The 24802-nt window shown below is 39.4% G+C and carries 26 protein-coding genes; 18 read left to right on the top strand and 8 right to left on the bottom strand.

What is annotated here, in order from left to right:
• Nucleotides 1-130 precede the first annotated feature (130 nt).
• From F9B85_RS00835 to F9B85_RS00820, 5 genes are all read left to right on the top strand, one after another.
• Nucleotides 131-913, top strand: coding sequence for a carbonic anhydrase (locus F9B85_RS00835; RefSeq protein ID WP_243138019.1), 783 nt, complete (start codon nucleotides 131-133; stop codon nucleotides 911-913).
• Between the two features lie 153 nt (nucleotides 914-1066).
• Nucleotides 1067-1585 (top strand): nitroreductase family protein, encoded by a 519-nt coding sequence (locus tag F9B85_RS00830; RefSeq protein ID WP_151617718.1) that lies wholly within the window; start codon nucleotides 1067-1069, stop codon nucleotides 1583-1585.
• A 494-nt stretch (nucleotides 1586-2079) separates the two neighbouring features.
• Nucleotides 2080-2235, top strand: coding sequence for a hypothetical protein (locus tag F9B85_RS14260; protein WP_170270062.1), 156 nt, complete (start codon nucleotides 2080-2082; stop codon nucleotides 2233-2235).
• 192 nt (nucleotides 2236-2427) lie between these two features.
• A complete protein-coding gene (locus tag F9B85_RS00825) occupies nucleotides 2428-3429 on the top strand; it encodes a copper amine oxidase N-terminal domain-containing protein (protein ID WP_151617717.1) in 1002 nt (333 codons plus the stop codon).
• A gap of 156 nt (nucleotides 3430-3585) precedes the next feature.
• Nucleotides 3586-4053, top strand: a complete 468-nt coding sequence (locus F9B85_RS00820) for a gamma-glutamylcyclotransferase family protein (RefSeq protein ID WP_151617716.1) — start codon at nucleotides 3586-3588, stop codon at nucleotides 4051-4053.
• A gap of 5 nt (nucleotides 4054-4058) precedes the next feature.
• Here the strand turns inward: F9B85_RS00820 and F9B85_RS00815 are convergent, their stop codons facing one another.
• From F9B85_RS00815 to F9B85_RS00805, 3 genes are read right to left on the bottom strand one after another with little or no spacing between them, the layout of a single operon-like run.
• Nucleotides 4059-5690 (bottom strand): GMC family oxidoreductase, encoded by a 1632-nt coding sequence (locus F9B85_RS00815; protein ID WP_207707008.1) that lies wholly within the window; start codon nucleotides 5688-5690, stop codon nucleotides 4059-4061.
• Between the two features lie 9 nt (nucleotides 5691-5699).
• Nucleotides 5700-6308 (bottom strand): gluconate 2-dehydrogenase subunit 3 family protein, encoded by a 609-nt coding sequence (locus tag F9B85_RS00810; protein WP_151617715.1) that lies wholly within the window; start codon nucleotides 6306-6308, stop codon nucleotides 5700-5702.
• Nucleotides 6309-6701 (bottom strand): hypothetical protein, encoded by a 393-nt coding sequence (locus F9B85_RS00805; protein ID WP_151617714.1) that lies wholly within the window; start codon nucleotides 6699-6701, stop codon nucleotides 6309-6311. It lies immediately after the preceding gene.
• Nucleotides 6702-7122: 421 nt separating this feature from the next.
• Here F9B85_RS00805 and F9B85_RS00800 point away from each other — a divergent pair, with 421 nt between their 5' ends.
• The gene (locus tag F9B85_RS00800) at nucleotides 7123-8079 is read left to right on the top strand and encodes a calcium/sodium antiporter (protein ID WP_151617713.1); all 957 of its coding nucleotides are present in this window, start codon (nucleotides 7123-7125) and stop codon (nucleotides 8077-8079) included.
• Between the two features lie 164 nt (nucleotides 8080-8243).
• Here the strand turns inward: F9B85_RS00800 and F9B85_RS00795 are convergent, their stop codons facing one another.
• Nucleotides 8244-8837, bottom strand: a complete 594-nt coding sequence (locus F9B85_RS00795) for a TatD family nuclease-associated radical SAM protein (protein WP_151617712.1) — start codon at nucleotides 8835-8837, stop codon at nucleotides 8244-8246.
• A 381-nt stretch (nucleotides 8838-9218) separates the two neighbouring features.
• Here F9B85_RS00795 and F9B85_RS00790 point away from each other — a divergent pair, with 381 nt between their 5' ends.
• From F9B85_RS00790 to rbr, 3 genes are all read left to right on the top strand, one after another.
• A complete protein-coding gene (locus F9B85_RS00790) occupies nucleotides 9219-10082 on the top strand; it encodes a tyrosine-type recombinase/integrase (RefSeq protein ID WP_151617711.1) in 864 nt (287 codons plus the stop codon).
• Nucleotides 10069-10290, top strand: a complete 222-nt coding sequence (locus tag F9B85_RS00785; protein WP_151617710.1) for a hypothetical protein — start codon at nucleotides 10069-10071, stop codon at nucleotides 10288-10290. Before F9B85_RS00790 ends, F9B85_RS00785 begins: the two co-directional genes overlap by 14 nt.
• Nucleotides 10291-10518: 228 nt before the next feature.
• Entirely contained in the window at nucleotides 10519-11109 is a 591-nt protein-coding gene (rbr, locus tag F9B85_RS00780) for a rubrerythrin (protein WP_151617709.1), read from the top strand.
• A 294-nt stretch (nucleotides 11110-11403) separates the two neighbouring features.
• Here the strand turns inward: rbr and F9B85_RS00775 are convergent, their stop codons facing one another.
• A complete protein-coding gene (locus F9B85_RS00775) occupies nucleotides 11404-12144 on the bottom strand; it encodes an ATP-binding protein (RefSeq protein ID WP_151617708.1) in 741 nt (246 codons plus the stop codon).
• Nucleotides 12145-12246: 102 nt separating this feature from the next.
• Between F9B85_RS00775 and F9B85_RS00770 the strand changes: the two genes are divergently transcribed.
• The gene (locus F9B85_RS00770) at nucleotides 12247-12969 is read left to right on the top strand and encodes a Crp/Fnr family transcriptional regulator (RefSeq protein ID WP_151617707.1); all 723 of its coding nucleotides are present in this window, start codon (nucleotides 12247-12249) and stop codon (nucleotides 12967-12969) included.
• A 21-nt stretch (nucleotides 12970-12990) separates the two neighbouring features.
• Here the strand turns inward: F9B85_RS00770 and lgt are convergent, their stop codons facing one another.
• Entirely contained in the window at nucleotides 12991-13815 is an 825-nt protein-coding gene (lgt, locus tag F9B85_RS00765; protein WP_170270059.1) for a prolipoprotein diacylglyceryl transferase, read from the bottom strand.
• A 500-nt stretch (nucleotides 13816-14315) separates the two neighbouring features.
• Here lgt and F9B85_RS00760 point away from each other — a divergent pair, with 500 nt between their 5' ends.
• From F9B85_RS00760 to F9B85_RS00740, 5 genes are all read left to right on the top strand, one after another.
• On the top strand, nucleotides 14316-14894 hold the full coding sequence (locus F9B85_RS00760; protein ID WP_151617705.1) for a class I SAM-dependent methyltransferase: 579 nt from the start codon (nucleotides 14316-14318) through the stop codon (nucleotides 14892-14894).
• Nucleotides 14895-14957: 63 nt separating this feature from the next.
• On the top strand, nucleotides 14958-15692 hold the full coding sequence (locus F9B85_RS00755; protein ID WP_151617704.1) for a VCBS repeat-containing protein: 735 nt from the start codon (nucleotides 14958-14960) through the stop codon (nucleotides 15690-15692).
• Nucleotides 15693-15863: 171 nt separating this feature from the next.
• Complete coding sequence (locus F9B85_RS00750) at nucleotides 15864-16484, top strand: copper amine oxidase N-terminal domain-containing protein (RefSeq protein WP_151617703.1); 621 nt, start codon at nucleotides 15864-15866, stop codon at nucleotides 16482-16484.
• 163 nt (nucleotides 16485-16647) lie between these two features.
• A complete protein-coding gene (locus F9B85_RS00745; protein WP_151617702.1) occupies nucleotides 16648-17244 on the top strand; it encodes a FecR family protein in 597 nt (198 codons plus the stop codon).
• Nucleotides 17245-17350: 106 nt separating this feature from the next.
• On the top strand, nucleotides 17351-17782 hold the full coding sequence (locus F9B85_RS00740; protein WP_151617701.1) for a hypothetical protein: 432 nt from the start codon (nucleotides 17351-17353) through the stop codon (nucleotides 17780-17782).
• A gap of 156 nt (nucleotides 17783-17938) precedes the next feature.
• On the opposite strand, the gene F9B85_RS00735 is transcribed toward F9B85_RS00740, so the two are convergent.
• Both F9B85_RS00735 and F9B85_RS00730 read right to left on the bottom strand, forming a co-directional pair.
• Nucleotides 17939-18571, bottom strand: a complete 633-nt coding sequence (locus F9B85_RS00735) for a hypothetical protein (RefSeq protein ID WP_151617700.1) — start codon at nucleotides 18569-18571, stop codon at nucleotides 17939-17941.
• 171 nt (nucleotides 18572-18742) lie between these two features.
• Nucleotides 18743-20008 carry a 4Fe-4S dicluster domain-containing protein gene (locus F9B85_RS00730; protein ID WP_151617699.1) on the bottom strand — a complete coding sequence of 422 codons (1266 nt, stop codon included), beginning with the start codon at nucleotides 20006-20008 and terminating at the stop codon, nucleotides 18743-18745.
• A 403-nt stretch (nucleotides 20009-20411) separates the two neighbouring features.
• Between F9B85_RS00730 and F9B85_RS00725 the strand changes: the two genes are divergently transcribed.
• The 3 genes from F9B85_RS00725 (at nucleotide 20412) to F9B85_RS00715 (ending at nucleotide 24665) form a co-directional block, all read left to right on the top strand.
• Nucleotides 20412-21488: a DUF2087 domain-containing protein gene (locus F9B85_RS00725; RefSeq protein ID WP_151617698.1), complete on the top strand. Its 1077-nt coding sequence runs from the start codon at nucleotides 20412-20414 to the stop codon at nucleotides 21486-21488.
• 460 nt (nucleotides 21489-21948) lie between these two features.
• Nucleotides 21949-23133, top strand: a complete 1185-nt coding sequence (locus F9B85_RS00720) for a site-specific integrase (RefSeq protein WP_151617697.1) — start codon at nucleotides 21949-21951, stop codon at nucleotides 23131-23133.
• A 305-nt stretch (nucleotides 23134-23438) separates the two neighbouring features.
• A complete protein-coding gene (locus F9B85_RS00715; protein WP_151617696.1) occupies nucleotides 23439-24665 on the top strand; it encodes a hypothetical protein in 1227 nt (408 codons plus the stop codon).
• Nucleotides 24666-24802: the final 137 nt, after the last annotated feature.

Raw genomic sequence — 24802 nt, 5'->3', positions numbered from 1 at the left:
AAAAAAATGTCTAAGCGGCTTTGATTATTCATCACATAATTCTTTCTATAACCTTCATAGTTTTTTATGAAGCAGTAAATAGTTTTCACTATTTCGCTATGTTAATTTAGTTAAGGAGGGCTAAACTATTATGAAGTTTTTCTTCTGGCAAAAACCTCGTTCATGGCAAAAGTATACAGCTTACAGTATTGTTGGACTGGTTCTAATTGGTGTTTTTATAGTATACTCAGTTTTATCAGAAGATGAAAAAGCTGTAGAGAAAGCATGGAGTACGAAAAATTCAACACAATCAGCGACAACTTCAGAAGTAACTTTATCTGTAGAAGAGTCAATGCAACAACTACTAGAAGGTAATAAGCGCTATATAGAACAAAAGCTAGCAGGAAAAGAGATTAACCAAGAGTATCGACAAGTGCTAAAAGAAGAAGGGCAAAAGCCTTTTGCTGTCATCGTTGGCTGTTCAGACTCGAGAGTGCCACCAGAACTAATCTTTGATCAAGCTTTTGGTGATCTTTTTGTCGTTAGAGTAGCTGGCAACGTAATTGATGCTGTAGCCATGGCTAGTGTGGAATATGCCGTAGAGCAACTACATAGTCCCCTAGTAGTTGTACTAGGACATGAAAGCTGTGGTGCTGTTAAAGCGGCTGTCGACAATTGTTGTGATGCCATCGATAATCCTAATGATAGCAACATGAACAAATTGCTTTCATTAATTCAACCATCAGTACAAGAAGTGAAAAAGGAAGCAACTCAAGATGCTCCACTTTATGAAGCTGTCACAGATAAAAATGTAGCAATAATGGTAGAGAAAATTAAGCAGAATCCTCAATTATCCACCTTAATCAATCAAGGGAAATTATCAATCGTCGGCGCAAAGTACCACTTGGAATCAGGAGAAGTCGATTTTTTTTAGCACATTTTTTTAGCTACATCAACAACTGGTGAAGAAAGTAGGACCTCCACCGTGAAGATCAGAGGAGAAAGTGGTGGTCGTTTCCGGAAAAACGTTTTCTGATATAAGAAGACATAGTAGGATAAGATAGAGAAAATAGAAAGGAGAAGTGTAGTGTTAGACTTATTAAAATCGCGAAGAAGTATTAGAAAATATCAAGATAAAAAAGTAGAAGAAGAGAAAGTAGATCTTGTGATGAAGGCGGCTCTCTTAGCTCCATCTTCAAGGTCTAAGAGGCCTTGGGAATTTGTCGTAGTTACGGACCAAGAGATGTTAAGAAAGCTTGCTAAATGTAGAGAACATAGTGCTCAATTTTTAGCAGGTGCTCCCTTAGGGATAGTAGTTATAGCTGACCCAGAAGCTTGTGATGTGTGGATAGAAGATGCCTCTATTGCTTCAATTATTATACAACTAACGGCACAAACCTTAGGGCTAGGTTCTTGTTGGATTCAAGTAAGAGAAAGATTTCACTCTGACAATGTGAAAGCAGAAGAATATATTAAGCAAAATTTAGGGATACCAGAAAAATATCATGTGGAATCAATTATAGCCCTAGGTTATCCGGCAGAAGAGAAAAAGCCCTATGAAGAAGAGAAGTTACTTTACCAAAAAATTCATAAAGAAACTTATTAATTGATATAGCTATTTTCATACCCAATAACCCTTATGGGATCTAGATCCTATAAGGGTTATTTTATTATTTGATCTGATGAAGGCAACTTAACATCATTGCCAAAAATTTCAACCAATACGTTCTTTTACAAGCATTAGGTGGATTTAAATTAAACTTATAAGCAAAAGCAACTAAGAAAATACTTTTTTTAGTTGAAATAAAAAAAGTAGATAAAACTTTAAGGGATGGAACATTGTCAGACGATTCAAAATATATTGACAAAAAGGGCAACTCTATAGATAATTATTTCTGAACTCATTATATACAGAATATGTTTTATGGGGAGGTGTCAACGGGGGCTTCCTGTGCCATTTCAGGTGCTTAGAAGTCAGAACATTTAGAATTGTTCAAAAAGACATTTTCAGTAAGCTTGTAACTTTAACTTTACTTATTAAGGTCACAAATTCTTAAAAAAAGGTAAATGACACAAAGTTCTATGAAGGAGGGGGCAAAAGTGAAAAGAATCGTACTGTACCTTTTTGTTATTTTTTCTTTACTGTCTTTTTTCGTCTATACACAAGGTACTGTCAATTCCATGATGGATAATAGATCCTTTCTCTTGGTTTTTCCTTTTCTAATGTTGCCTTCTCTTTTCTTAGGTGAGAAGTAACAAGCTTGCATTTTCGCTAAGTCTTTAGAGTTTTTATTAAGTGGTCATACCTGAGAATCTGCATAGTTTATGCAGATTCTTTTTTTGAAAGCTATTGAGAAGATTTGTACATAATAGAAATTCTGTAGAAACTTTTTTATGCTCACTGTTGTCTAATATATTATAATAAAGACAAAAAGGGAGAGATCTAATATGATTTCCAATAAACTTATTGCAGGTACTATAGCTACTGCCTTAGCTGTTACTTTAATAACAACACCAAGTATTGCTGGTGCCAATTATGTATTAAAGGAAAACAGAACTGTCCAAGCTGACACTGAAAGAGAAGTTTCTGCCATAGGTACATTTACAGGGAAGGTAAAAGAAATTGATGACTTTCATGTAGAGGGATCAATAAAAATTTTACTTGAAAATGATCAGGATCGGGAAGCTCATCTGATCATTTCTCCCAACACTTATGTGGCAGGTAAAGAAAATATCGAAGTGGGAGATATTGTAACTGGATACTATGATAGGAATATGCCAATCATCATGATCTATCCTCCCCAATACCCAACTGAATTGATTGTGGTAGATACACTGGAATCTAATTTTAAAGTTGATTTTTTTGATGCTAACTTGTTAAGTGAAGATCAAGAGTTAAGTATTAATATAACTGACGAAACGGAGATACTATTACCTAATGGTACCTCCTATAAAGGTAAGCTTACAGATAAAGCACTAGCCGTTTTTTATGATATTTCGACTGATAGTATACCAGCCCTAACCACGCCTACGAAAGTAATCGTTTTATTTGAAAAGGAGTTACCCCCTAGTGAAGATACGATTGTAATAGACTTTTCCAATGTTGAATACATGATAAATAATCAAGAAATAATAACTGCATCTCCCTATGCTGATGAAAAGGGAACCCTTATGGTGCCTCTTCGTTCAATAACTGAAGCACTTGGATTTTCCCTAACTTGGGATGAAAAAGAGCAAAGTATTGTAATTGGGAACGACATATACTTGCAGATAGGAAAAGATTCTTATACTAATGTAACAGGAGTTTCTAAGCAGTTAGGAACAGCGCCCGTTTTAACAGATGGTACTACCTATGTGCCTTTGCATTTCTTTAGAGATATTGTCCCTATGAATAATGCTTATTTCTTTGAAGGTCAAATTGTCATCAATAATGATGAGCCTCAAAGGTAAGATGCTTAAAATGACTCTTAGATAAGAGAATAAGGAAGCTCCTGAATCAAAACTTTTTACTTATTGTTGATTCAGGAGTTTTTTTTACCGTGGCCTAGCCGAGTCCCCGGCTTTAACCGAGGGGAGCATGTCAAGAAAGGAGAGTAGTAGAGAAAAATGAGCATTTTCTATTTTGCTTATGGCTCTTGTATGGATAAAAAGCGTTTGAAACGTCATGAAGTCTTGCAGGAATTTGAAGTTATCGGTATTGGTCGCATCGATGGTTGGCGTTTTCGTATGAATAAACTAAGTAGCACTGGTCAAAATGTCTGGGCCAACGTGGAAAAAGATCATAGTAGCCACGTCTATGGAATCTTATATCAGATATCAGAGATAGGTCATAGATACTTAGACATTCGAGAAAATTTTCCAGAACATTACAGAAAAGAGTTTGTTACCGTAAATGTTGGAAAGCAAGTTTTTGAAGATGTCATGATGTACCAGGCTACTCCAGAGCACATTTCTACAGAAAAATGTCCAACAACGATGGAATATGCTGAGGAGCTTAAAAGAGGAGGGGCTTCTTTACCAGAACCTTATCGTAGTGAGATTTTTCTCAAAGAGATAGAGCGGTGTTTTTCTTGAAGAGATCAGATAGGCCCCTGTCTCATCTTATCGATTAGATAATCGGCCGTTCTAGCGGCTATAGCCATTACTGTTTCTGTGGGATTACAACCGCTAGATGTGACAAAGACACTGGAATCACAGATAAACAGATTTGGTATGTCATGGCTTTGACAAAAGCTATTAACTACGGACTTTTCAGGATCAAGGCCCATGCGACAAGTACCCATGACATGACCTGAATCAGGAATGACAAAGGCAGGCTTACCACCTCGAGCTGATAAGATATCATTAGCTTTTTGAACAGCATCTTTGATCAATTTATTGTCATTTTCAGAGTAACTAAAGTTAATTAAAGGTCTAGGAAGGCCATACTCATCTTTTTCATTACTTAAAGAGATGAAATTATCTTCTCGTGGGAGAACTTCTCCCACGAGCGATACTTGTGCATAAAAGTTAAAGTCTAACATAACATCACGTAATCCCTTACCCCAGTACCCTCCATCAACAGCTAGGTTTTTGGCTAAAGCAACAGGACGATTGCCATGAGCATTGAGAGTATAGCCTCTAACAAAGCCTCTAGAAGGCTCACTAGCGTAAAACTCCTGCGTATAAGCCATTACTGGCGTGCCTTTGTAAAGGCGAATCTCTTCATTGAATTTGGCAAAAACATCGTGTCCGCTATGGACCATCAGATTTTTTCCAACGAGACCACTACGATTAGCGAGACCATAAGGGTATTGAGAAGTAGCTGAGTTAAGTAAAAGTCTGGGGCTTTCAACAGAAAAGGCAGAAACGATGACAACTTTAGCCTTTTGTCGATATAATTGTCCATCATGAACGAACTCAACAGCTGTTACTTTACCATTTTTATCAGTGAGAAGACGAGTAACCATAGAATCAGTTAGAATTTCTGCTCCATGCTGAATCGCTTTTGGCACATGCTGAATTAGGGTTGTAAATTTGGCGTTGGGCATACAACCTTCATTACAAAAACCTCGATTAGTACAAGGTGGTCGTCCATCATAAGGAGCAGATAAGATAGCAAGAGGAACAACACTGCTACGAACTCCTAAGATCTCACAGCCTTCACGGAAGATCTGGGAATTAGCACTGATGGGCTCTCGTACTGGGTAAGGATAGGGACCACGAAAAGTCCCCCAGGGAAGCTCTTTAGGGCCTGAAACTTTAATATCATTCTCGATTTTTTGGTAATAGGGCTCAAGATCATAGTAACTAATGGGCCAATCTTCGGCAACGCCATCAGTTGATTTAACACGAAAATCATTTTCATGAAAGCGATAAAAAACAGCAGTAAAGTGAACAGTTCCGCCACCTACGCCTCGACCTGAATTGTTGTGGCCAAACTTAATAGCATCTTTGCCATCAGAAAGTCGAGTATCTTGCCAAGCTAAGGAATAGCTATGCAACTCATCACTAGCAAAATCACTTTGTGGATTCCAGAAAGGACCTGCTTCTATGGCAACTACATCAAGTCCCGCTTTGCTTAATTCATAAACAAGTACGCCACCAGATGCACCAACACCGACAATGCATACATCGACTTCTTTGTCGCCATATTTTCGATGCTTCATATCCTTATAACGATGTCCGTCGTAATGATCACAATTATGCTGTACAGGATCTTTATTCTCCATCAAAACCTCCTACTTCTTATCTGCGCCAGGTCTCCTAGGCTCCCATGGGTCAGTCCATCCAAGCTCTATTCTATAATAACCTCTAGGATAAGCTGGACCTCCGTAGCCTATCTCAGACCAGATGGTCGGGTGAGAATAATAGGCGCTAATCATAATATCGAGCAATTTATCGAAAAGCTCTTTCTGAAGTATGCTATCCCATCGGGGAATCATAGGAGCTTTACCTTGTTGCATAGAAGAAAGAATCTCAAATTGCTCTTTAATTTCAGCAGATATAAAATTTTTACCATACTTTTGTGCTGTTGCTTCATCAGTAGCTTTTAAGCCTTCTCGAATCAAAATCTTTTCTTGCGGAAGCGAAGATTTCCGTTGATGCTCTCCAATATTGCTTTTTAGTCTCTGATCTAAAAAGTATATAATCCAATCGATGATATCATCTCTATTTTCATAGCAAAGATGCTTGGCAATGAGACGGAGCATTTTTACTTCTTTCTCTTCTAAAAATTGTGGTTCTGGGAAAGGTCCAAGCCTTTTAAGCACAATTTCTTTGGTATGGTCATCCCATTCATTAATCAATGAAAGAACATCGTAATCGGGATAATGGCTATAATGTGACATTTAGAGACCATCTCCCTGCAATAATCTTAACAAATCAAGGATAGCTACTGTTGCAACAATCAAAGGGAGAACAACAGGTGGACCAACCATATGGTTGTTAACATTTTGACCACCAACTCTTTTTCCTACGCCAATGAAATGCAAATAGGCGCCCCAGAGATGAGTAAGAATCACAAAAAGAAGAACAAAAAATAGAGAAGTTAGCACCACAGGTGCTTCATAGAACTCGGCGATTTGTAGATTTACAGTCAAAATAATTAGTCCTATCACAGGTACCCAGAGACTCCAATGATAGAAATTCTGTCGATAGTGGAAGAGAAAAGTAGCAAGCGTCCAGAGGACCCACTTAAAGGAGTGCAGGATACTTTGCATTAACTCGTAATATATTTCCATATGCTTTTAGACGCCTTTCTAGCTGATTATTTCTTGTTATATTAATGAGCTATTGCTATGACTACCTTAGTTTGTACTGCTTGAACCTCTATTAGCCAACTAAATTCCATCTAGATGGAATCCTAGAATAATAAGCAAAACAGTCCTGTCAGCTCCAAGAAGCTTGACAGGACTGTTTTGCTCGATATAACCAGATAAAGGGTTCAATGCTTGAAAGCGTTGGCTTTTTTTTATTTGCGCAACAATCGTACAAATATTTCAGCAGTTAAAGATATATCTTTTTATTTAACCAGGTGTCTAAAGCTTCTGTCTTTAGCTCGTCAAGCTTATGGTCTAGCACGTTTAACAGACAAAAACTGTGCATAATATCCTGCCGGATTAGTGCAAAATGGTATTAGTTTAGAGATAGAGAGGTCAAAAAGTGGCTTATATTTTATTAGTCTTAGGCTTTGTTTTATTAATCAAAGGCGCTGATTTATTTGTTGATGGTTCTTCAAATATTGCACGGGCTTTACGTGTTTCTCCCATAATTATAGGTTTAACAATTGTATCGTTAGGAACAAGCTCCCCTGAAGCAACAATCAGTATTATTGCCGCGTTGGAAGAAAATACTGGAGTTGCCCTCGGTAATGTTGTGGGAAGTAATATCTTGAATACATCATTAGTTGTGGGAGTGGCTGCATTTATTTATCCCTTAAAAGTGCAAAGCGAAACGATAAAAAAAGAAATCCCTTTTGCCTTGTTGGCAACTATCGTTTTGCTGATATTGATTAGTGATGTACCACTTCAGGGTACTACTGAAAACCTTCTCACAAGAGGAGACGGCTTTATTATCTTACTGTTTTTTTCAATTTTCTTGTACTATGTATTTGAAGTTGCCTTAAATAGTCGGAAAAATATGAATGTTGAAAGTGAGGAACAGAAGGCTACTTCATGGAAGAAAAATATTTTACTTACTATGGGTGGTCTTTTCGGAATTATACTTGGTGGAGAGTTGGTCGTAAAGAATGCTACTGCAATTGCACTTGCTCTTGGAATGAGTCAAACTTTAGCTGGTCTAACAATAGTAGCAATAGGTACGTCATTGCCAGAATTAATAACTTCTACTACTGCTGCACTGAAGAAAGAAAGTGAAATTGCTTTAGGTAACATAGTGGGCAGTAACATCTTTAATATTTTCTTCGTACTGGGAACTACTGCTGTCATTCACCCACTTGCTGTTAATAGTGAGATAATTGCAGATATTATATTTATGATATTTCTTACCATAACTCTACTTATCTTTTCAAGAACAGACTATGAAATTGGAAAGCTCGAAGGATTCTTTCTGGTTATTGCCTATGTTTTTTACCTAATTTTTATTATCATTAGAAATTAATGTAACTTTGTAATTTCCAAGGAGTAAACTACAGTATATATCAATAAAACTTTGTCGATTCTTGCGCAAAATGTTATTATTTTTTCTACAAAAAAAGGACTAGATTAACAGAATAATCCAGTCTTTTTAAAAAATATTAACATAATCATCACTGACCTTAACTCTCAACCATAGTGCCTAACTCGAAAGTTCACTCCTATCTTCTCTGCTAAATTACGGCAAGCTTCAATATCTTCTACAGGCAAAACATCAACTACCGATAGAACAACCTCTGGAACATAACTTTTGCACTTTATTGCGAAATCTATAATAGCCCCATAAGATTCTTCGCCATAAACAGATTTACAGAGAGCTTGATAATCCTGGCCATTTTTCGCATTCAAACTGATCGATATAGAATCGACTAGACCATGTAGTTCTGGCGTAATATCATAACCACTTATTAAACTCCCGTGCCCATTAGTATTGATTCGAACTGGTTGGGAATAGTTTTTTTTGAGCCTTTTACAAATCTCGAGAACATCATTGGTACGAATCATGGGCTCTCCATATCCACAGAAGACAAACTCATGCAGTTCAGTGCTATCCCACTTTTTAATGTCTGCAAGTACTTCCTCTACAGTTGGCTCCTGATCTAACCAAAGCGTTATACCGCAGGAAAGCCCCTCTGGCTTGTTGCGAACGCAAAAACTGCAGTCGCAGGTACAGGCATTGGTAATATTAAGGTACAGAGAATTACCTATCTTATAGGTGATCATGAATAAGCTCACTCCAACTCATATATTTTTAGGTGATATTAATAGGACCTGATAGTCAAAAAAAGCGGCTATCAGTCCATTATACTTCATTCTTATTGACAAGTATGATGATAATAAATATACTTCTGCACAGTTAAAAAAGTTAGGGGATAAATGATGAAAGGTGGTAGGACCTTATAAGCAAAGAGACAAATACTTAGAAAGAAGAGAGGACCACCTTTTAATAGCTAGAAATTGTATATACAAATAAAAAAATTTACTTATTATGAAAAAGAGACACTATTGCGCAGAAGTATAATTCTACGCAATAGTGTTAAAGTGATAGAGATAGATTAAGTTTTTTTCATAAGCAAATAAGATGTAAAGTCAGGGGGCGTAGCCGTGTATAGCAATTATATAGATGAGTTCCTCACGTATGGTCTAGAGAAGAAATCTTTCGATACAAAAGTAGCTTACGGATCAACACTAGCCATTTTTGAAAAGTTTCTATTGGAGTATTCTAAAGACTTAAAAAGCTTTGATGCTATTCATATACAAAAGTACTTAGGAATCTTAGAAGAACAGGGAATGGCACCTGGTACAATACATAAGCATTTCTATGCTATAAAGGCATATTGCAAATGGATAAAGAGAAAGTACTTAACAGAAGAAATAAAGCTCATAAAACTGCCCGATGTAAAACAAATAGCGCCCAAAACACTTTCTAAAGAAGAAGTGATAGAGTTAATAGAGAAAGCAAGCGTCAACAAGAGAGACCTAGCCGTAATTTACCTATTGCTAGGGGCAGGCTTATCGGCGACAGAATTAGTTGCACTTAACAAATGGAATATTAAAATAGACGAAAAGAACAAAAGAGGAACAGTAGTTATAGAAAAGATAAAAAGGGGAAGAACTAGGAAAGTTGCTATAGGACCTGTAATTAGAAAGGCTATAACTGAATATTTGAATGAAAGAGGCGACGACGATCCAGCCCTTTTCTTGAGCAATCGCAATCAGCGTATTAGTGTGCGCACCGTTCAGTCTATCATAGAAAAGTATTGCGGTAAAACCAAAACAAGTGTTCTGCGCCATACATTTATTGGAGCCATGGTTCAGGGCGAAGAGGATTGGGCAATTATTCAAAAGCAGGCCGGCCTAGTTACAACACAAATGCTACCTAGATATGCAAAGCCAAAAGAACATAATATACAAGATGTTGCAGATCGATTCTTTGAAAAAGATTTGTTGAGTCATGAAGACTCCTAGGACCACCTCTGCTAGAGCAAAGGTTGAACAGGGTGAAAAAGTCGCCATCATTGAATTTGAAGCAAAGGAAATGGAAGTGGGTCCGCCGGTTCATCATAGAATTGACAAAGCAGAAACCAAAGAGTTACTTCAAAAAGCCGGATTTAGCATAATTATAGAAGATTCTTTTACCGATATGTTCTACGGCCTAACAGCTCTCAAAAAGTAATCATGGTAAAAACCTCCTCTAACAAGACCTATATAGCTCCTCAACGGAGTCAACCTAGAAAGATTACCGCGCCGATGGTTTAGGCGATCTGATTTCGGTATTGAAATGGGATGGCAAACAATTTAAGCAAACTCTCCAATGGTTTGGACTTTTCGGATAGCATACTTTTCATGTTTACTTTCTTTTCCATCGGGAAAACTATCAAACATAAAAAAAGGAGAGATGTACATGAACTTAAAAGGAAGCAAGACCTATGAAAATTTAATGAGGGCATTCTCAGGAGAAAGTCAGGCCAGAAGCCGCTATAACATTGCCTCATCTGCCGCCAAAAAAGAAGGCTTTCATGTAGTCGGAGCTATCTTTGATTATACAGCAGACCAGGAAAGGGCTCATGGCAAATTGTTCTATCAAAAGCTTAAAGATTTTGCAGGTGATAACATTAGCATTTCTGGAGCTTATCCCGTTGATTTGTATGATGACACTGTTAAAGCTCTCAGGGCCGCTCAGCATAATGAGTTAGAAGAATGGGACGAAGTATATAAGAGTTTCGGTAAGGTAGCAAGAGAAGAGGGCTTTGCAGAAATTGCGCATGTCTTTGAGGGCGTAGCAGCTGTTGAAAAAACTCATGCCGATAGATTTGGTAGACTAGCTGATGAAATAGAGAATGGATCCATATTCAAGAAGGAAGAAGAAATTGCCTGGATGTGTACTGTATGTGGTAATATTCATGTAGGCAAAGCCGCGCCTAAGATTTGTAATGTATGTGATCATCCACAAGGGTTTTTCATGCCCTTTTCTGAATCTTTTGCTCAGGAATAGTTCTTTCACCCTTAATTTTAATTGAATCACTAATACACATTTTGGTTTTTAGTGACTAGGAAAAGACTTCTGAATTCAACAGAAGTCTTTTTTTGTCCATTCATATTACTCGGAATTGTATATCTTTCATAGCTAACATCCTATTCCGGAACAATTGAACAACCTTGAAATTGCAGAAGAAGCGCAGAGAGTGATTCGTATTAAAGATGGTAAGGTTTTGTAAACACAAACACAAAAGGACGGTTCTTCTGTAGGTGTACAGAAGAACCGTCCCTCCGTGCACTTTTGTCCGAGTTACGTTCTATTGGTGATACGTCCGTCCGTACCAATTGTAACAATTTGCCAAGGGATAACTTTGCCGCTATCAGTGAGCGCCTTTTTCACGGAGTTTACAATTCCTGCACAACAAGGTACTTGCATCCGTAGAACCGTTACGCTTTGAATTTCTTGGGCATTTAAGATTTCTGTCAGTTTCTCAGCATAGTCGCCAGCATCTAGTTTTGGGCAACCGATCAAAGTAATTTTGTTTTTCATGAAGTCTTGATGAATCCCAGCATAGGCAAAGGCAGTACAGTCGGCGGCAATCAGTAGATGGCAATTGTTAAAGAAAGGAGCCATTGGGGATACGAGCTTTAACTGACAAGGCCATTGTCTCAGTTCTGATTCAGTGCTGATAGCCTCTCCTTTATTTACGCTAACCTGAGAGTTCTTTACTTCTTTCATGGGCACTCTGTCAAAAACTCGAGCTTGAGTTCCAGGACAGCCACAAGGAGTAGGAACTTCGCTGGCTTTTTTTAATTCTTCCTTGCGCTGTTTCACGGCAACTTTATCAAAAGGATCAGCCTTACGCTCCTCTAAGGTGATAGCATCGGTAGGGCAAGCAGGGAGACAGTTACCGAGGCCATCGCAGTATGACTCTGATACTAGTTTTGCTTTTCCATTTATAAGTTTAAGAGCACCTTCCTGACAGGCGGTGGTGCAGAGCCCACATCCAATACATTTTTCCTCGTTAATCGTGACAACTTTTCTTATCATATCTTATATCCTCCTTCGAATCACTTGTTATTACATCTACACTATAATAAAATTAGGTAAAAAAATCGGTAGCCATGGCTACCGAAAAGGGAGCAAGGGAAAATGGGACAAAAGAAAAAAGATGGTTGCAAGAATCTTGCAGAAAAGACTCATCTTTTAGCCGAATGCGCTCTCTTTCAAGGAATTGAACCGTTGGTTATCGATGAAATGCTTTTTTGCCTTGACTTGAAGAGCTTTCGATATAAAAAGAACGACACCATCGCCTTAGCGGGCGAGCCCTTAGAGAGTATTGGCATCTTACTTAAAGGGGAGGCCTTGGTGCTCAAGGAAACGGCGGCAGGCCATCGAGCCATAATGATATTGCTCAACCCTGGAGATCTTTTTGGAGAAATGGTTGTCTTTTCTAAGAACTCGTCCTGGCCAGCTACTGTAATTGCTCAGGAAGAGAGCGAGGTATTATTCATTTCTCGGAGAAAACTACTCGGTCAGTGTGATAACAGTTGTACTTGGCATCAGAAGCTCATCGAAAACATGCTCAGAATCATCTCTGAAAAGGCCATGATGTTGAACAAAAAAGTGGAATACTTGACGATTAAGAGCATGCGAGGGAAACTTAGCACTTATTTCCTAGAACAGTATCGAAAAACCGGTGCAACTACATTTCGCCTGCCTATGAAACGGAACGAGTTAGCGGACTTTCTAAATGTCTCCCGGCCATCTATGTCTAGAGAGATGGCTCGCATGCGTGAGGAAGGCTTAATTGACTTTCATTTGGAGACTATTCGAATCATCAATGTTGAAGCGTTACGTGAGATAGGTGAGTAAATGAGTATTTATCATTGCAGGCTATCCTTGTACAAAGTAGTACAATCCTGTTGAAATTATAATGAGCAAAAACGTAATCCCAATGGTTCTTGTCAAAGACGTAGGAATATGCTCACGTGTCATCAGGGGATATCTTTTCTTAAGATACTGTTGCAATAAGAGACCCGTCAAAATACCGACAAAACTTAAAAGATGGGATACAGATAAAAGACCTAAAACTTCAGGATTCATTCGGAAGAGTTCTACAATACTTCTAATTGCAGAGAAGCCAATTAGATAATGAACAAAAATTTGGCCCTTATAATGAATAGATTTTCTTTTTGTCCAAAGCCAAGCAAAGAGAAGATAATTGAGTGTTAGCTCATAGGCCTGTACTGGATGAACTATTTGACCATTTTGCTCGACACCCCAAAAAAAAGGCTTGTCCATAGGAACACCAAAGACATCGCAACCAATTCTACCAATAGCTTGACCGAGTATTAAAGCGGGAGCAAGCAGATCTGCAACGTGCCAAACATCAAGTTTGTTTCGGAGTGCACGCCATAGACCCAAAAAAAAGCCTCCAAGGATACCCCCATGAATGGACAACCCACCCGCTTGAATCCGAAAGACTTCGAAGGGATTTGTAAGATAGTAAACTGGATCATAGACCAGGATATAGAGAAGACGAGCACCGATAATTCCACCGAGGAGAGAATATAAAACCACATCAAAAATAGCATCTTCCGATAAATTGACTCTTTTTGCTTCTTGAGTTGCCAAATAAAGAGCAGCTATCATTCCTGCCGCAATGGTGACACCGAAAAAATGAACAGAAAAAGGGCCAAAAGAAAATAGTTCTACCAAGCTAATCCCTCCTTTTTGGGATTCTTTACATTTGAACAGGCCCTCTTACTGTACAGTAAAGAAATGTGCAAATTATGAACATTTGAGTAAAAATGCAACGCAATAACGCATAATAAAAGCCACTGAACTTCCGTTCTAAAGTTCAGCGGCTTTCACTTTGTTATATTGCTATGTTTTTATTGACGATAGGACCGTTTGTACCTATCGTAGCGAATTGATAGGCTAGGGTAGGAAAAGTAGTTCAATCGATTTCATGGTACTTTAGAAGATCACAATTAATTTGATAGTTTATAATTATAAATTCATTTGTATTGAATCGACTTGTTTTGTCAACAAAAAAGTTGACCACCTATGCTAGAGCAAACGTTGACGAAGGTATGAAAGCGTTTGTTGTGGAATAGTTATTTTTACTTATCAAGACCTTCTTGATAAGATGAATGTCCAGCTTGCCTGAAGGAGAGCCTGAAATAATTATTACTATATTATAAGGAGGCAGTCTCATGACCCACAAATTCTCCCCCATCAACAAAAGCAAACTCGACAACCCCTGGAGAAGAGAAGTGCTACCATCAACATCAACTTTAGAAAAACTAGGCCTAACGACAAACGATACAATGGCCGACATTGGTTGTGGTATCGGCTACTTCACTATCCCGGCAGGCCAACTAGTTAAGCAAAAAAATAACAAAGTCTACGGCTTAGACATTCTACAAGAAATGCTTGACGAAGTAGAGCAAAAAGCCAAAGAAGTAGAATTAGCCAACCTCATTACAATAAAAACCGAAGAGTACGACCTTAAATTGCCCAATCAATCAGTAACCTTCGCCTTAATGGTAAATGTTCTTCACGAAGTACAAGACAAGAATCGAATGCTACAAGAAGTCAGCCGCATCTTGCAAAGTGCAGGAAAAATTGCCATTATTGAATTTGAAGCAAAAGAAATGGAAGTAGGCCCGCCAGTTCATCATAGAATTAGCAAAGCAGAGACTAAAGATCTACTTCAAAAAGCCGGATTTGACATAATTATAGAAGAATCTTTTGCCGATGTGTTCTATGGCCTAACAGCCCTCAAAAAGTAAGCATGTCAAAAACCTCCTTCGCATCATAAAATATTAGAGTTTATGTGTGAAGGAGGTTTTTTAATGTTCCCTTCCTCTAACAAGGCCAATATAGATCCTCAGAAGAGGCAACCTAGAAAGATTTTTGCTTATCAAGTTGGTGATGTCAATGGTGATGGTGTACCTGATCAAGTTTATATAACTGGTGCACAGCCTTATCCGGACAGCCCTTTTATCGACAATATAGCATTAATCGTTCAAGATGGCAGAACATCAAGGCAATACAGTATTCCTTTGCAAGAAAGGGCTGGATTTAACCCAACTCTTTTTTTGGGAGATTTTACTGGCGATGGTGTAAATGACATTCAAGTTGCCATTAACTCTGGCGGTTCTGGCGCTTTTACTTATGATTATGTATTCTCCTTTTTGAATAATCGGGCTAGAAAACTTTTTGACTTTGAAAGGTTTAACGAGCAGTACAAGTACGACATAAGATACCTAGACTATTATCAGGTTAGCGTAAAAAGCATAAATGGCAACAGTAGCTACCTCATTGACATTCGCAACAAAGGACAAGAATACTTATCAGAAATCTACGACGAAAATGGAAAGCTAAAAGCACCAATAGAAGGTGCTGTTAGTCCTCTTGGTGGCCTTTATGCTGTTGACTTTGATCGAGACGGCATCTATGAATTGTTGGCTTATCAGCGAGTATACGGTAGATACCGCGCCGATGGTTTAGGTGATCTGATTTCTGTACTGAAATGGGATGGCAAGCGATTTAAGCAAAGTCTCCAATGGTTTGGACTTTTCGGATAATATACTGTAAAAAAGTATAAAATAACCAATTTGCTAATAGTCTGTTAAGGAAAGTCAATGCCAATGAGGAAGTACCTTGCTAACAAAACAAGGTAGGCAACGTCCCAAATGATATCATTTGGGACATAACTTTCAAGTTTAGGACAAGTTAAGAAAAAGGGGGATGACGCAATGATAAAATCTAGGATTTTTTACTTACTTCTCGGTATTTTAATTGGCTCTCTATTCTTTGCGACCCTGTCAATGGCAGGATCTCAAGTAAGGCTCGTAGTTAATGGTACAGACATTACAGACCATTTTGATTACAAGCCACTCATAATAAATGAGCGTACTTATGTACCAGCACGACCTCTAGCGGAAGCACTCGGTGCTACTGTTACATGGGATTCAACTAGAAATGCCGTGATAGTTAATATGGCCAATCAGCAAGCTCCCATAATCTCCACAAACGAATTCACTGGCACCTGGTCTTATGCTGATGATCAGGCAGGTTGGGGGTTTGCCTTGGACTTAGTACAGCATGACAACAAGGTATTTGGTGAACACTTTGCTTACTCAGGCTTTGGCAATCGACTCGATTCTTCTTATGATGATATAACCATCAATGGAGAAATAATTGGTCCGAACAAAGCTTCTGTAAGATGGAAAAGTGGTTATGGTGACGCTGAAGGGACGGCAAGCTTAATCTTACATAGCAATGGCTCTCTTGAATGGGAGATAGAGGATCTATATTACACAGGAAGTTTTCGAGAGTACTACATACCCCATCAAGCGATATTAAATCCAAACTAGACAGATAGATAGGCGCAACAGATAAAAGAATGCTTTCAGCTTGTTGACTAAGTCTGTAAATCAGGCAGGTCAACAAGCTTTTTTGTTGAAATAAACAACCCAAGCAGTACTTAGCTTACTAGAAGGGTCTGTATTAGTTCAAACAGTGGGAAAAACAACCGCTTTGCCCGCCAAACAAGGAATGACACTTCAATCTGGTGACCGCATCATAACCAACAAAGACGGCCTAGCCGAACTAAGCTTTCTCAACGGTAGTGTGAGTCGAATAGCCCCCAATTCCCAGATAGAAATTAGCCAGTTGTCTAGCACAGCAACAAGAGACATTACTATCTTACATACTAATAGGGGGGAAGTGTGGAGCAAAGTGCCAGAAAGCACCAAGCAATACTTCCGCTTTGAAGTAAACACCCCTTCAGCAGTTGCAGGAGTGCGGGGAACAGGCTTTATGGTTAGAGTGGGAGACCTAGGGGACACCAGTGTGCGAGTGTATGAAGGAATCGTTGGCTTAAGTGGTCGCAGTGACCAAGATCCGCCACCACAACCGGACCCCCTTAATGTAATGGATGTGGATGACTGGGAAAAAGACAACCTCGTTGAGGATATTCCTGTAGCCTATATAGAGGTTGAAGTAGAAACAAAAATAATACTTGCTACTCAGTTAGAAGAACGATTACCGCAGACTCGGGTAGAGTTAGTACTATTGGAGTCAGCTAGACCAAACCCGACAGCAGGTGCCTCAGCAACTGCTGGAAGATATTAAGAAGACAGAAAGCATGGAGGAGTTTAAAACATTACTGGCTAAGATTAGCACCGATGCGGCAGAAATTTTCTCCACCCCATCTAACGTTTAGCGGATGCCTGCTCCAGTGATTACCGCTCCAGTGTTTTCCTCTAGTCCAACTCCAGTTACTCCCTCTCCCTCAACTCCAGTAGTTCCCACTGATCCAACTGACCAAGAAATAGTAGATGCCGTGAGAGATAAGTATAAAGATCATGTAATGCTAGACAATACTGTAAAAGAAAATGATGATGTAACTGATACAGTAAAAGCATTAAAAGACCAGCAAGAACAAGAAGCAAATCAAGATCTATCTGTAACCGTAACAGCGGTGAATGCCTCCAATGGTGATGCTGTAGCTGAGTATCTAGCTCTTGCTAATGGAGTAGTAACCTTTGCTAAGCTGAATGAGACAGGTCAAGCAGTAACAGAGAAAGCGACCTTGACATTCCAAAAAGGACAAGCAAACACAACTTTAGTAGTGACAGTGACAATTGAGTCGCTGATTGCTACCGCCTAAATCAGTAGCATTGCTTGTGAAGAGCCTTCTTGATGAGATAAGTACTAAGCTTGCCAGAAGAAAATTATAAATAGCAGAGATATAAAACAGTCCAGCACATTTGCTGGACTGTTTTTCATTATTCGTAGCCTTTACAAGAGTGTTGGCAAAGGATGCTTAATTTAATACAGGCTCTTCATCTCCATCGACAGAATCGCGATCATCCTTTTGGGCTTTTTCATGGGCTTGAATAACATAAGCGGCTTTACTGGTTTCATTAATCAGGATGCCCAGCGGTAGGTTGCTGTGTTTTTCAGCTCCTTCTTTTTTGGAGATAAGCGTAATGTCCATATTGACGGACCAGAAAAGTTCATTCATCCAAGCATCCATAGGAGCTCCTTCTTGAGAAGCTTCTTTCCACATATCAAAAAAAGCAGCCGTCGGTCCAGGCCAGCTTTTATCCAGCTTAGGGTTATGGGCGCCATTAAATTTAGTAAGTCCCTTTTTTTCTAAGTCAATCTGACTGTTCTCGTTAAATAGAGTGTGCGACAGGACAAAAAGGAAGTGCTCGTTCCTCTGTCCCTGAGCTCCTTCAATTTTTTCTGCGAAAGCACCGGCTAAAACCAGAGCGGCCAGAAAGAGGTTTTGACTTGGCCCTAAGTCATCCTTAGAGAATAGATTTTGCTTAATTTCTTCGGGCCAATCGCGGAGAGTGATCGTCGCTGGTAAGGGAGCAGAAGATATACCGTATTGGGCGACCCAACGGACTTGTTCCGTATTGGCCAGCCAGCTTTGCTGAGCATTGGTCATGGTAGCTTTTCCTCATTTCTTAGACTTATTTTCCAATATTGTACCATAGTGTGCTCTCTGCTCCCACCCTCTGAAACCAGCGCTAGTCTCGTGCTTGTTCATCACTTTACATGTGCCTTAGGCAATCATAGACTGCTTTAATTAGGACTAAACTTTTAAGCCTGAGATGAGCTAGGATTTACTAAGCAATCGCTCTAAATAACGAGATCTCAACTCTTTACTCGCCATCAACTGCTTCATCGGAGGAAGCTGTAAAATTACAGATAAGATGGCAGCCATAGAACGATGACTTTGCAAAGCCTGATTATCAAAAATTAAGTTTTGTAGCTTTCCTCGTTCAATGGCTGATAGAACAATACGATGAACTGAGTTAACAGGCGTAATAATACGCTGAGGCCGCTCTTTTAGAATAAGACATTTTGTAGGACAGCAACGAATACAGACAGCACAGCCAAGACAGATACTTTCATCTATCTTGGCTTTTTTTCTTTCATCTAAAGATTGAGAAGTCATCTGTATCGCTTCAATAGGACATACTTTGGCACAGCGACCACAACCGTTGCATTCTTTTTCGTTGATCTTTGGAAGATAGTTAGTCGTATGAATAGGCTGTAGCATTCCAAACTTGCGAACAGCAATTAATCCTTCACAGCAACAACCACAACAATTACAAAGAAAGCTAACTTCTTCTCGTACATTTTCACCGCATTGCACAAGATTATGTTCGTAAGCTTCTTGGAGCAAGGCAAGTCCTTCAGATGGGGAAATTGCTCTTGCATGTCCATGCTTAATCAGAGAAGAAGCAGTATTGCCAAAAGTCATGCAATTGCTCATAGGGGCAGAACAATTTTTACCTAAATGCTCCATTTTGTGTCGGCAATAACATAATCCCACAGCAATCGTTGTAGCAGACTTAATAATATAACTGGCCCGTTCGTAATCAAGAATATGAAGTGCATTGTCATTCGTTAATACAGCTTCCTGCACGAAAACACGACCGAGCCGTGTCTCACTCCCAAGGAAAAGATCCTTAATAAAGTCTTCTTCTACATTAATATACTGGTGAAAAAGTTCGCTTAATAGCTTTTGATCAAGATCGCCTCGTGAACGCATAAAGGCGAACTCAAAAAAACCAGCCATCGGAGGCGGCAAGACATATTGTTGCTCTTCACCTTGAACAATATCAAGCAAGAGAGCACGACTAGCTAAGTCATTTAAAATCTTCTGCGCTTCCGCTTCACTTTTTTTCCAGATAGAGGCCGCTTTTTTCACCGTAAAAGGACGAATAGGCAACTGGGAAACAAGATTCGCTTCATTTTCATGAAAAAGAACTGCTAATATCTTATAAAGACTTTCTGAGGGTGGTGCACCCTGTGGGAATAGATTGAGTCTTTCTTCTAGTTTTTTGTATCCTGAACGAACTGTTAAGTGAGCCAATGGATTATTCACCTCATTTTCAGCAAACTATGGCAAGTCCATTATACTCTATTGTTATTGGCAAGCAAGGTGAGTAGATCTACTGCTGAGGATATAATGGATTTATGAAAAAGATAGCCTTATAAATCTCTAGTTTTTTTGCATGGAACGGCTTTATTCCTTTTGAAAACTTTGATCGCACAGGTTATTTTTGAAGTTTTAATGTATCAATGGTAACCTCATCTTCTATAGCCATCATTACTATTCCGTTAACCTTGATGGGATAAAAAAGCTCTGCACATTTGCTGGGCTTTTTTCATTTGTGAAGCTCGCCAATTAAAGTTATAACTCAGATAAATTTGACAAAAACCCAGACAAAGATGTAGAATATCTATAGATAAACAAACGTACAAGGAGTGTATCTATGAAACCTTATGAATCTTTATGGGATGCCTCTATAGATGAGCTAAAAAAAGGCTATCGTTGGGACAGTCAAAACAAAGCTTTTGCTTGCCTTATTTGTGGAACTTCATTTGTAAAAGGAGAGATTTTTCCACTAGGCGATCAATTTTTTGATGCAGAAAAAAGGGCAGAATTGCATGTACTCCATGAGCACGGTTCCATGTTCCATGTTCTCCTAGAATTAGATAAAAAGCATAGCGGCATTACAGAACAGCAGAAAAAAATACTTACTTTATTTTATGAAGGTTATAATGACAAATTAATCAGTGAGCAAATTGGTGGTAGCACTTCAACCATAAGAAACCATCGTTTTAACTTAAAAGAAAAAGAACGACAAGCCAAAGTTTTTTTAACCTTGATGGAACTCTTAAAAGATCAAACTGGAACAGTTACTAAAGAAGAAGAAAAAACAAAACAAAGTGGCCTGAATCGTTATTTTTCAGATGGAATCGACGGAACTTTGAAGCGGTTCCCGACAAAAGAAAAAGACCGCATTATGCTTCTCAATTATCTGATTAAGAAGTTTGATCCAGAGCGTCAGTATAGCGAGAAAGAAATCAACGATATCTTGAAAGCAATCTACCCCGACTATGCATTGATTCGCCGTTACTTTGTTGATTATGGCTTAATGGAACGAACGCTTGACGGTAGCGCTTACTGGGTGAAAGGAGGTAATAGAAATACAATGGAAAAAGAAAGACGCTCTCAAGTAAAACGAGAGTACAAAGAAACGAAGCGAGAAATGGGAATTATTCAGATAAAAAACGTAACAAACGGCAAAGTCTATCTTGAGTCCAGCAGAAATTTAGATGCCGTCTTTAACAAGAATCGCTTTTTATTAAATCAAGGCGTTCATCGCAACAGTAAGTTACAAAAGGATTGGAATGACTACGGCGCCGACCAGTTTTTGTTGGAAGTCTTAGAAAAGGTAGAGCACACAGAATTACTACCGGACCAAGATGATGCAAAAGAACTAAAAGCTCTTGAACAGAAGTGGCTGAATAAGTTGCAACCTTTTGGGGAGCAGGGATATCACTAGAATTTCAAAATATAAATGATAGAATAATTAAATAATTAAATAATGACCGACAAACCAACCAGGTAAGTTGCGCAAACAGCTATGGTTGGTTTTTTTATTAGGTAGTAAGTTATAGAATTAAATATTCTATCAATTAAAGCCACAAACCTATGTATATCAGCTTATCGCTTTGCAATGTAATCAAAATATCTAACAAATATATCACCTTATTTTATTGAACATTGCCACGCGATATAATAAAATATTATGAGATTGATTAGAGACAAGCGACGAGGGATTACAGGGTCATTTTATAGTTTTTATGAACTCAAGAGCGAAAAAAAGGGCAAAACGCTACAATGACCTATAGAAGGCCTTACAGAGGCATTCGCGGAGATTAGTTACAATAACCTTAGGGGATTAAAAATCGTCGACTACAAGGCATCCTATGAGGTCCTTTTTCCGAAGGGAGTCCTAAAAAATGGCAAAAGGTAGCATCAAGAAGGTCGAAGGTAAGAGAAGCACGTCATGGCGGGTCATTATAGACCTTCCGAAAGGTCCAGAGGGTAAGCGGCGACAAAAGTCTTTAACTTACCCTGGAATGATGAAGAAGCGAGAAGTAGAAAAGAAGCTTCGCGAGATGTTGCAAGAAATAGATGGTGGAACTTGGATTGAGCCACAAAAGACAACTCTAGCCGAGTTCTTAGAGTCATGGTTACAAGAACATGAAGACACAGTGAGCGTGGCCACAGCTAGAAAATATCGTAATGTAATAGATTGCCATATAGTGCCCGCGATAGGCGACATACCATTGCAGAAGTTAGGCCCCTTAGATGTTCAGCGGTTAATTGAGCAATTGAAGACAAGGGGAAACAAAAAAGAAAAGGGCGGCGAGTTATCGCCGACCACAATTAAATACGTTATACGGTTTTTGAGGTTCGCTCTAAAACGTGCCGTTGAAACAGGATTAATCAAAAAGAATCCAACAGAGGGGGCAAAAATTCCACGGCAGGAGAGAAAAGAGATTGATATTCTTTCAGAAAATGAAATAGGCCGACTGTTTGACCTCTTAAAAGGGTCATATATTTATGGTCCAGCAAAGGTCGCTTTTCATACGGGCGCACGATTAACGGAGGTTCTAGGTCTTACATGGGATTGTGTGGACTTAGAGGGCGCTAAAATCAGGATAGAAAAAGCCTACCGATATTTTAATGACGACGGCGAGCCCCTTTTCACCACGCCAAAGACTAAAGCGGCACGGCGCACGATAGGGATTGATCCAGAGCTTGTGGCGTTCTTGAAAGAACACCGGATAGAACAAGAGAAGGCGCGGCGGTGGAGCACAGGTGGAGCATGGGCTAGCAGTCACGATCTAGTATTTACTATGGGCGATGGTTCGCCGATTATACCGGGTGCTTTGTCGTCCTTATTCAGCCAAAAGATGAAAAAGGCGGGGATTGCGACGACCTTTCATGGGTTACGCCACAGCCACGTTAGTATTTTAATCAAAGCGGGTGTACCTATAACTACCATTAGCGGCAGAGTAGGTCACGCGAATCCATCGATCACTCATTCGGTCTATGCGCATCTGCTTGAAGGCATGGATGATCAAGCCGTTAATGCTTTTGCGGCGCTTATGTCACAGGCTAAAAGTAAGCGTGCCTGAGAAAAAGGAGTAGAAAAGGGTAAGGTCACCTTGTGACGTATAACAGGCAAAGGCAATTTAATTTAATACAGGCTCTTCATCTCCATCGACAGAATCGCGATCATCCTTTTGAGCTTTTTCATGGGTCTGAAACCTCGACAATGCAACGGATGGGGTTCTTTTTATGTCCAGGATGGATTATCCTGGCTGATACTTAGAATATGATATAATTGTAAGGAAATGTACAGAAAGGGATACTTTGTTTTGCAGAGGCTCCTTGAGTACCTCTCGTTCGAGGGATATTTTTTGGAAAAGGGGGGGAGATGATGGAAATCAGAGGGGAAAGTCTTAAAGAAATCATGCGGCGCTTACTTTTGTTAACATTCCTTCTGGGGGCTCTTTGGTTATACTTCACAACTCACTTCGAACCCTATCTCAAAGTCCAACTTGTTGACTTTGAAGCAGATCAGCGGACTATGAGGCAGTGGACGGAGGAGCAGAAAACCCTAGCTCAACTTCCGCTGGAAGAGTACGTTGCAGAGACTACAAAGGGAAGAGTAACTGTCGTAGAAGGTCCTCAATGGGAAGATTTTTTTCAGAAGGTACAGCATTCCTTTCTAGCAAGAAGAGCCGTTGAGGGGTGGGAACACCGGGTGAACGATCCTTTTTCCAACGATACAACTCTTTACTGGCTCTTTTTTCATAGCGACGAGGTTCCTTGGACGTACTTGGAAGATTCTTTGCCCTTTGAAGATAGAAGCTACCTGAAGCTGGGCCAGTCTGCTGACTATTTGATGGTCTACCAGAGCAAACCTTATGAGATTCGTGGCATCGGTGATACCGTCAGTGAGATTCCAACAGGCTTTGCCTATCCTTACCGTACATACAGTCCTTGGCTCATTCTCATAGGTCTTTTCTCTTATATCGTCCTACCCTGGCCCAGAAGCAGACCAACGAAAGTGACTCTATTCCGATCGAGGCAGATCCTTTTGGATTTATTCTCCGTCATCTTCTTTCTCTTCTTTTTCTCTCTGCCGCTTTTTATCATCGGAGGCGCTGTCGAGGCGGCCACAAGGTACTTCTTCTTTTCACTACTATTTTGGTCATTGGCAGTATTGGCCGGTATCATGGTATTTTACGCTGTCTACTATGGAGTATTTCGTGTAATTGTCCATCGGGAGAGCTTACAGATCATGACCCTTACAGGCAAGCATACCATCTCCTATGACGATATCGACTATATTCAACAAGCTCGCTTAATACCACCAAAGTGGCTTCTCTGGGGAACGAAAGCGTCGGCCTTGTTTGGCAGCAATCCGGCTCAGAGTGCCAGGATAGTTGGAAGCGCACTGCTTCTTGAGTCTTCAAAAAATGGAGGCTTGCACATCCGGACAAAAGAAGGCTCTTCCTATTACATTTGGTATACCGACCAAGTGGGAAATGTAATCTTCAAGAACTTTGATATACTCCTTCATCAATTGGAAGGAAGATCAATTGAAGTTGTCACAGAAGCAGTGACCCTTAGCGCTTTTTTTCCACCACTACGAAAGTGAGGATTGGGGTAAGTGGTGCTTCCGATAAGTAAGAGGACTATGCCATACTCTTCGTGAATCACACCAAGGCTTATCGCAATGGAAAGGAGGAAAAGTTGACATGCATTTTTTCAGTCCTTTTACATGATTAATTATGG

Source organism: Heliorestis acidaminivorans, from assembly GCF_008933955.1.
Lineage (GTDB): Bacteria > Bacillota > Desulfitobacteriia > Heliobacteriales > Heliobacteriaceae > Heliorestis > Heliorestis acidaminivorans.
The sequence above is the reverse complement of the archived record's forward strand: the minus strand, read 5'-3'. Positions and strand labels throughout refer to the sequence as shown.

What these genes read in the sequence shown, in the direction of transcription:
- F9B85_RS00835 (WP_243138019.1), top strand. Translation starts at nt 131, where the DNA reads ATGAAGTTTTTCTTCTGGCAAAAACCTCGTTCATGGCAAAAGTATACA.
- F9B85_RS00825 (WP_151617717.1), top strand. Translation starts at nt 2,428, where the DNA reads ATGATTTCCAATAAACTTATTGCAGGTACTATAGCTACTGCCTTAGCT.
- F9B85_RS00820 (WP_151617716.1), top strand. Translation starts at nt 3,586, where the DNA reads ATGAGCATTTTCTATTTTGCTTATGGCTCTTGTATGGATAAAAAGCGT.
- F9B85_RS00815 (WP_207707008.1), bottom strand. Translation starts at nt 5,690, where the DNA reads ATGGAGAATAAAGATCCTGTACAGCATAATTGTGATCATTACGACGGA.
- F9B85_RS00810 (WP_151617715.1), bottom strand. Translation starts at nt 6,308, where the DNA reads ATGTCACATTATAGCCATTATCCCGATTACGATGTTCTTTCATTGATT.
- F9B85_RS00805 (WP_151617714.1), bottom strand. Translation starts at nt 6,701, where the DNA reads ATGGAAATATATTACGAGTTAATGCAAAGTATCCTGCACTCCTTTAAG.
- F9B85_RS00795 (WP_151617712.1), bottom strand. Translation starts at nt 8,837, where the DNA reads ATGATCACCTATAAGATAGGTAATTCTCTGTACCTTAATATTACCAAT.
- F9B85_RS00785 (WP_151617710.1), top strand. Translation starts at nt 10,069, where the DNA reads ATGAAGACTCCTAGGACCACCTCTGCTAGAGCAAAGGTTGAACAGGGT.
- rbr (WP_151617709.1), top strand. Translation starts at nt 10,519, where the DNA reads ATGAACTTAAAAGGAAGCAAGACCTATGAAAATTTAATGAGGGCATTC.
- F9B85_RS00775 (WP_151617708.1), bottom strand. Translation starts at nt 12,144, where the DNA reads ATGATAAGAAAAGTTGTCACGATTAACGAGGAAAAATGTATTGGATGT.
- F9B85_RS00770 (WP_151617707.1), top strand. Translation starts at nt 12,247, where the DNA reads ATGGGACAAAAGAAAAAAGATGGTTGCAAGAATCTTGCAGAAAAGACT.
- F9B85_RS00760 (WP_151617705.1), top strand. Translation starts at nt 14,316, where the DNA reads ATGACCCACAAATTCTCCCCCATCAACAAAAGCAAACTCGACAACCCC.
- F9B85_RS00755 (WP_151617704.1), top strand. Translation starts at nt 14,958, where the DNA reads ATGTTCCCTTCCTCTAACAAGGCCAATATAGATCCTCAGAAGAGGCAA.
- F9B85_RS00750 (WP_151617703.1), top strand. Translation starts at nt 15,864, where the DNA reads ATGATAAAATCTAGGATTTTTTACTTACTTCTCGGTATTTTAATTGGC.
- F9B85_RS00735 (WP_151617700.1), bottom strand. Translation starts at nt 18,571, where the DNA reads ATGACCAATGCTCAGCAAAGCTGGCTGGCCAATACGGAACAAGTCCGT.
- F9B85_RS00725 (WP_151617698.1), top strand. Translation starts at nt 20,412, where the DNA reads ATGAAACCTTATGAATCTTTATGGGATGCCTCTATAGATGAGCTAAAA.
- F9B85_RS00720 (WP_151617697.1), top strand. Translation starts at nt 21,949, where the DNA reads ATGGCAAAAGGTAGCATCAAGAAGGTCGAAGGTAAGAGAAGCACGTCA.
- F9B85_RS00715 (WP_151617696.1), top strand. Translation starts at nt 23,439, where the DNA reads ATGGAAATCAGAGGGGAAAGTCTTAAAGAAATCATGCGGCGCTTACTT.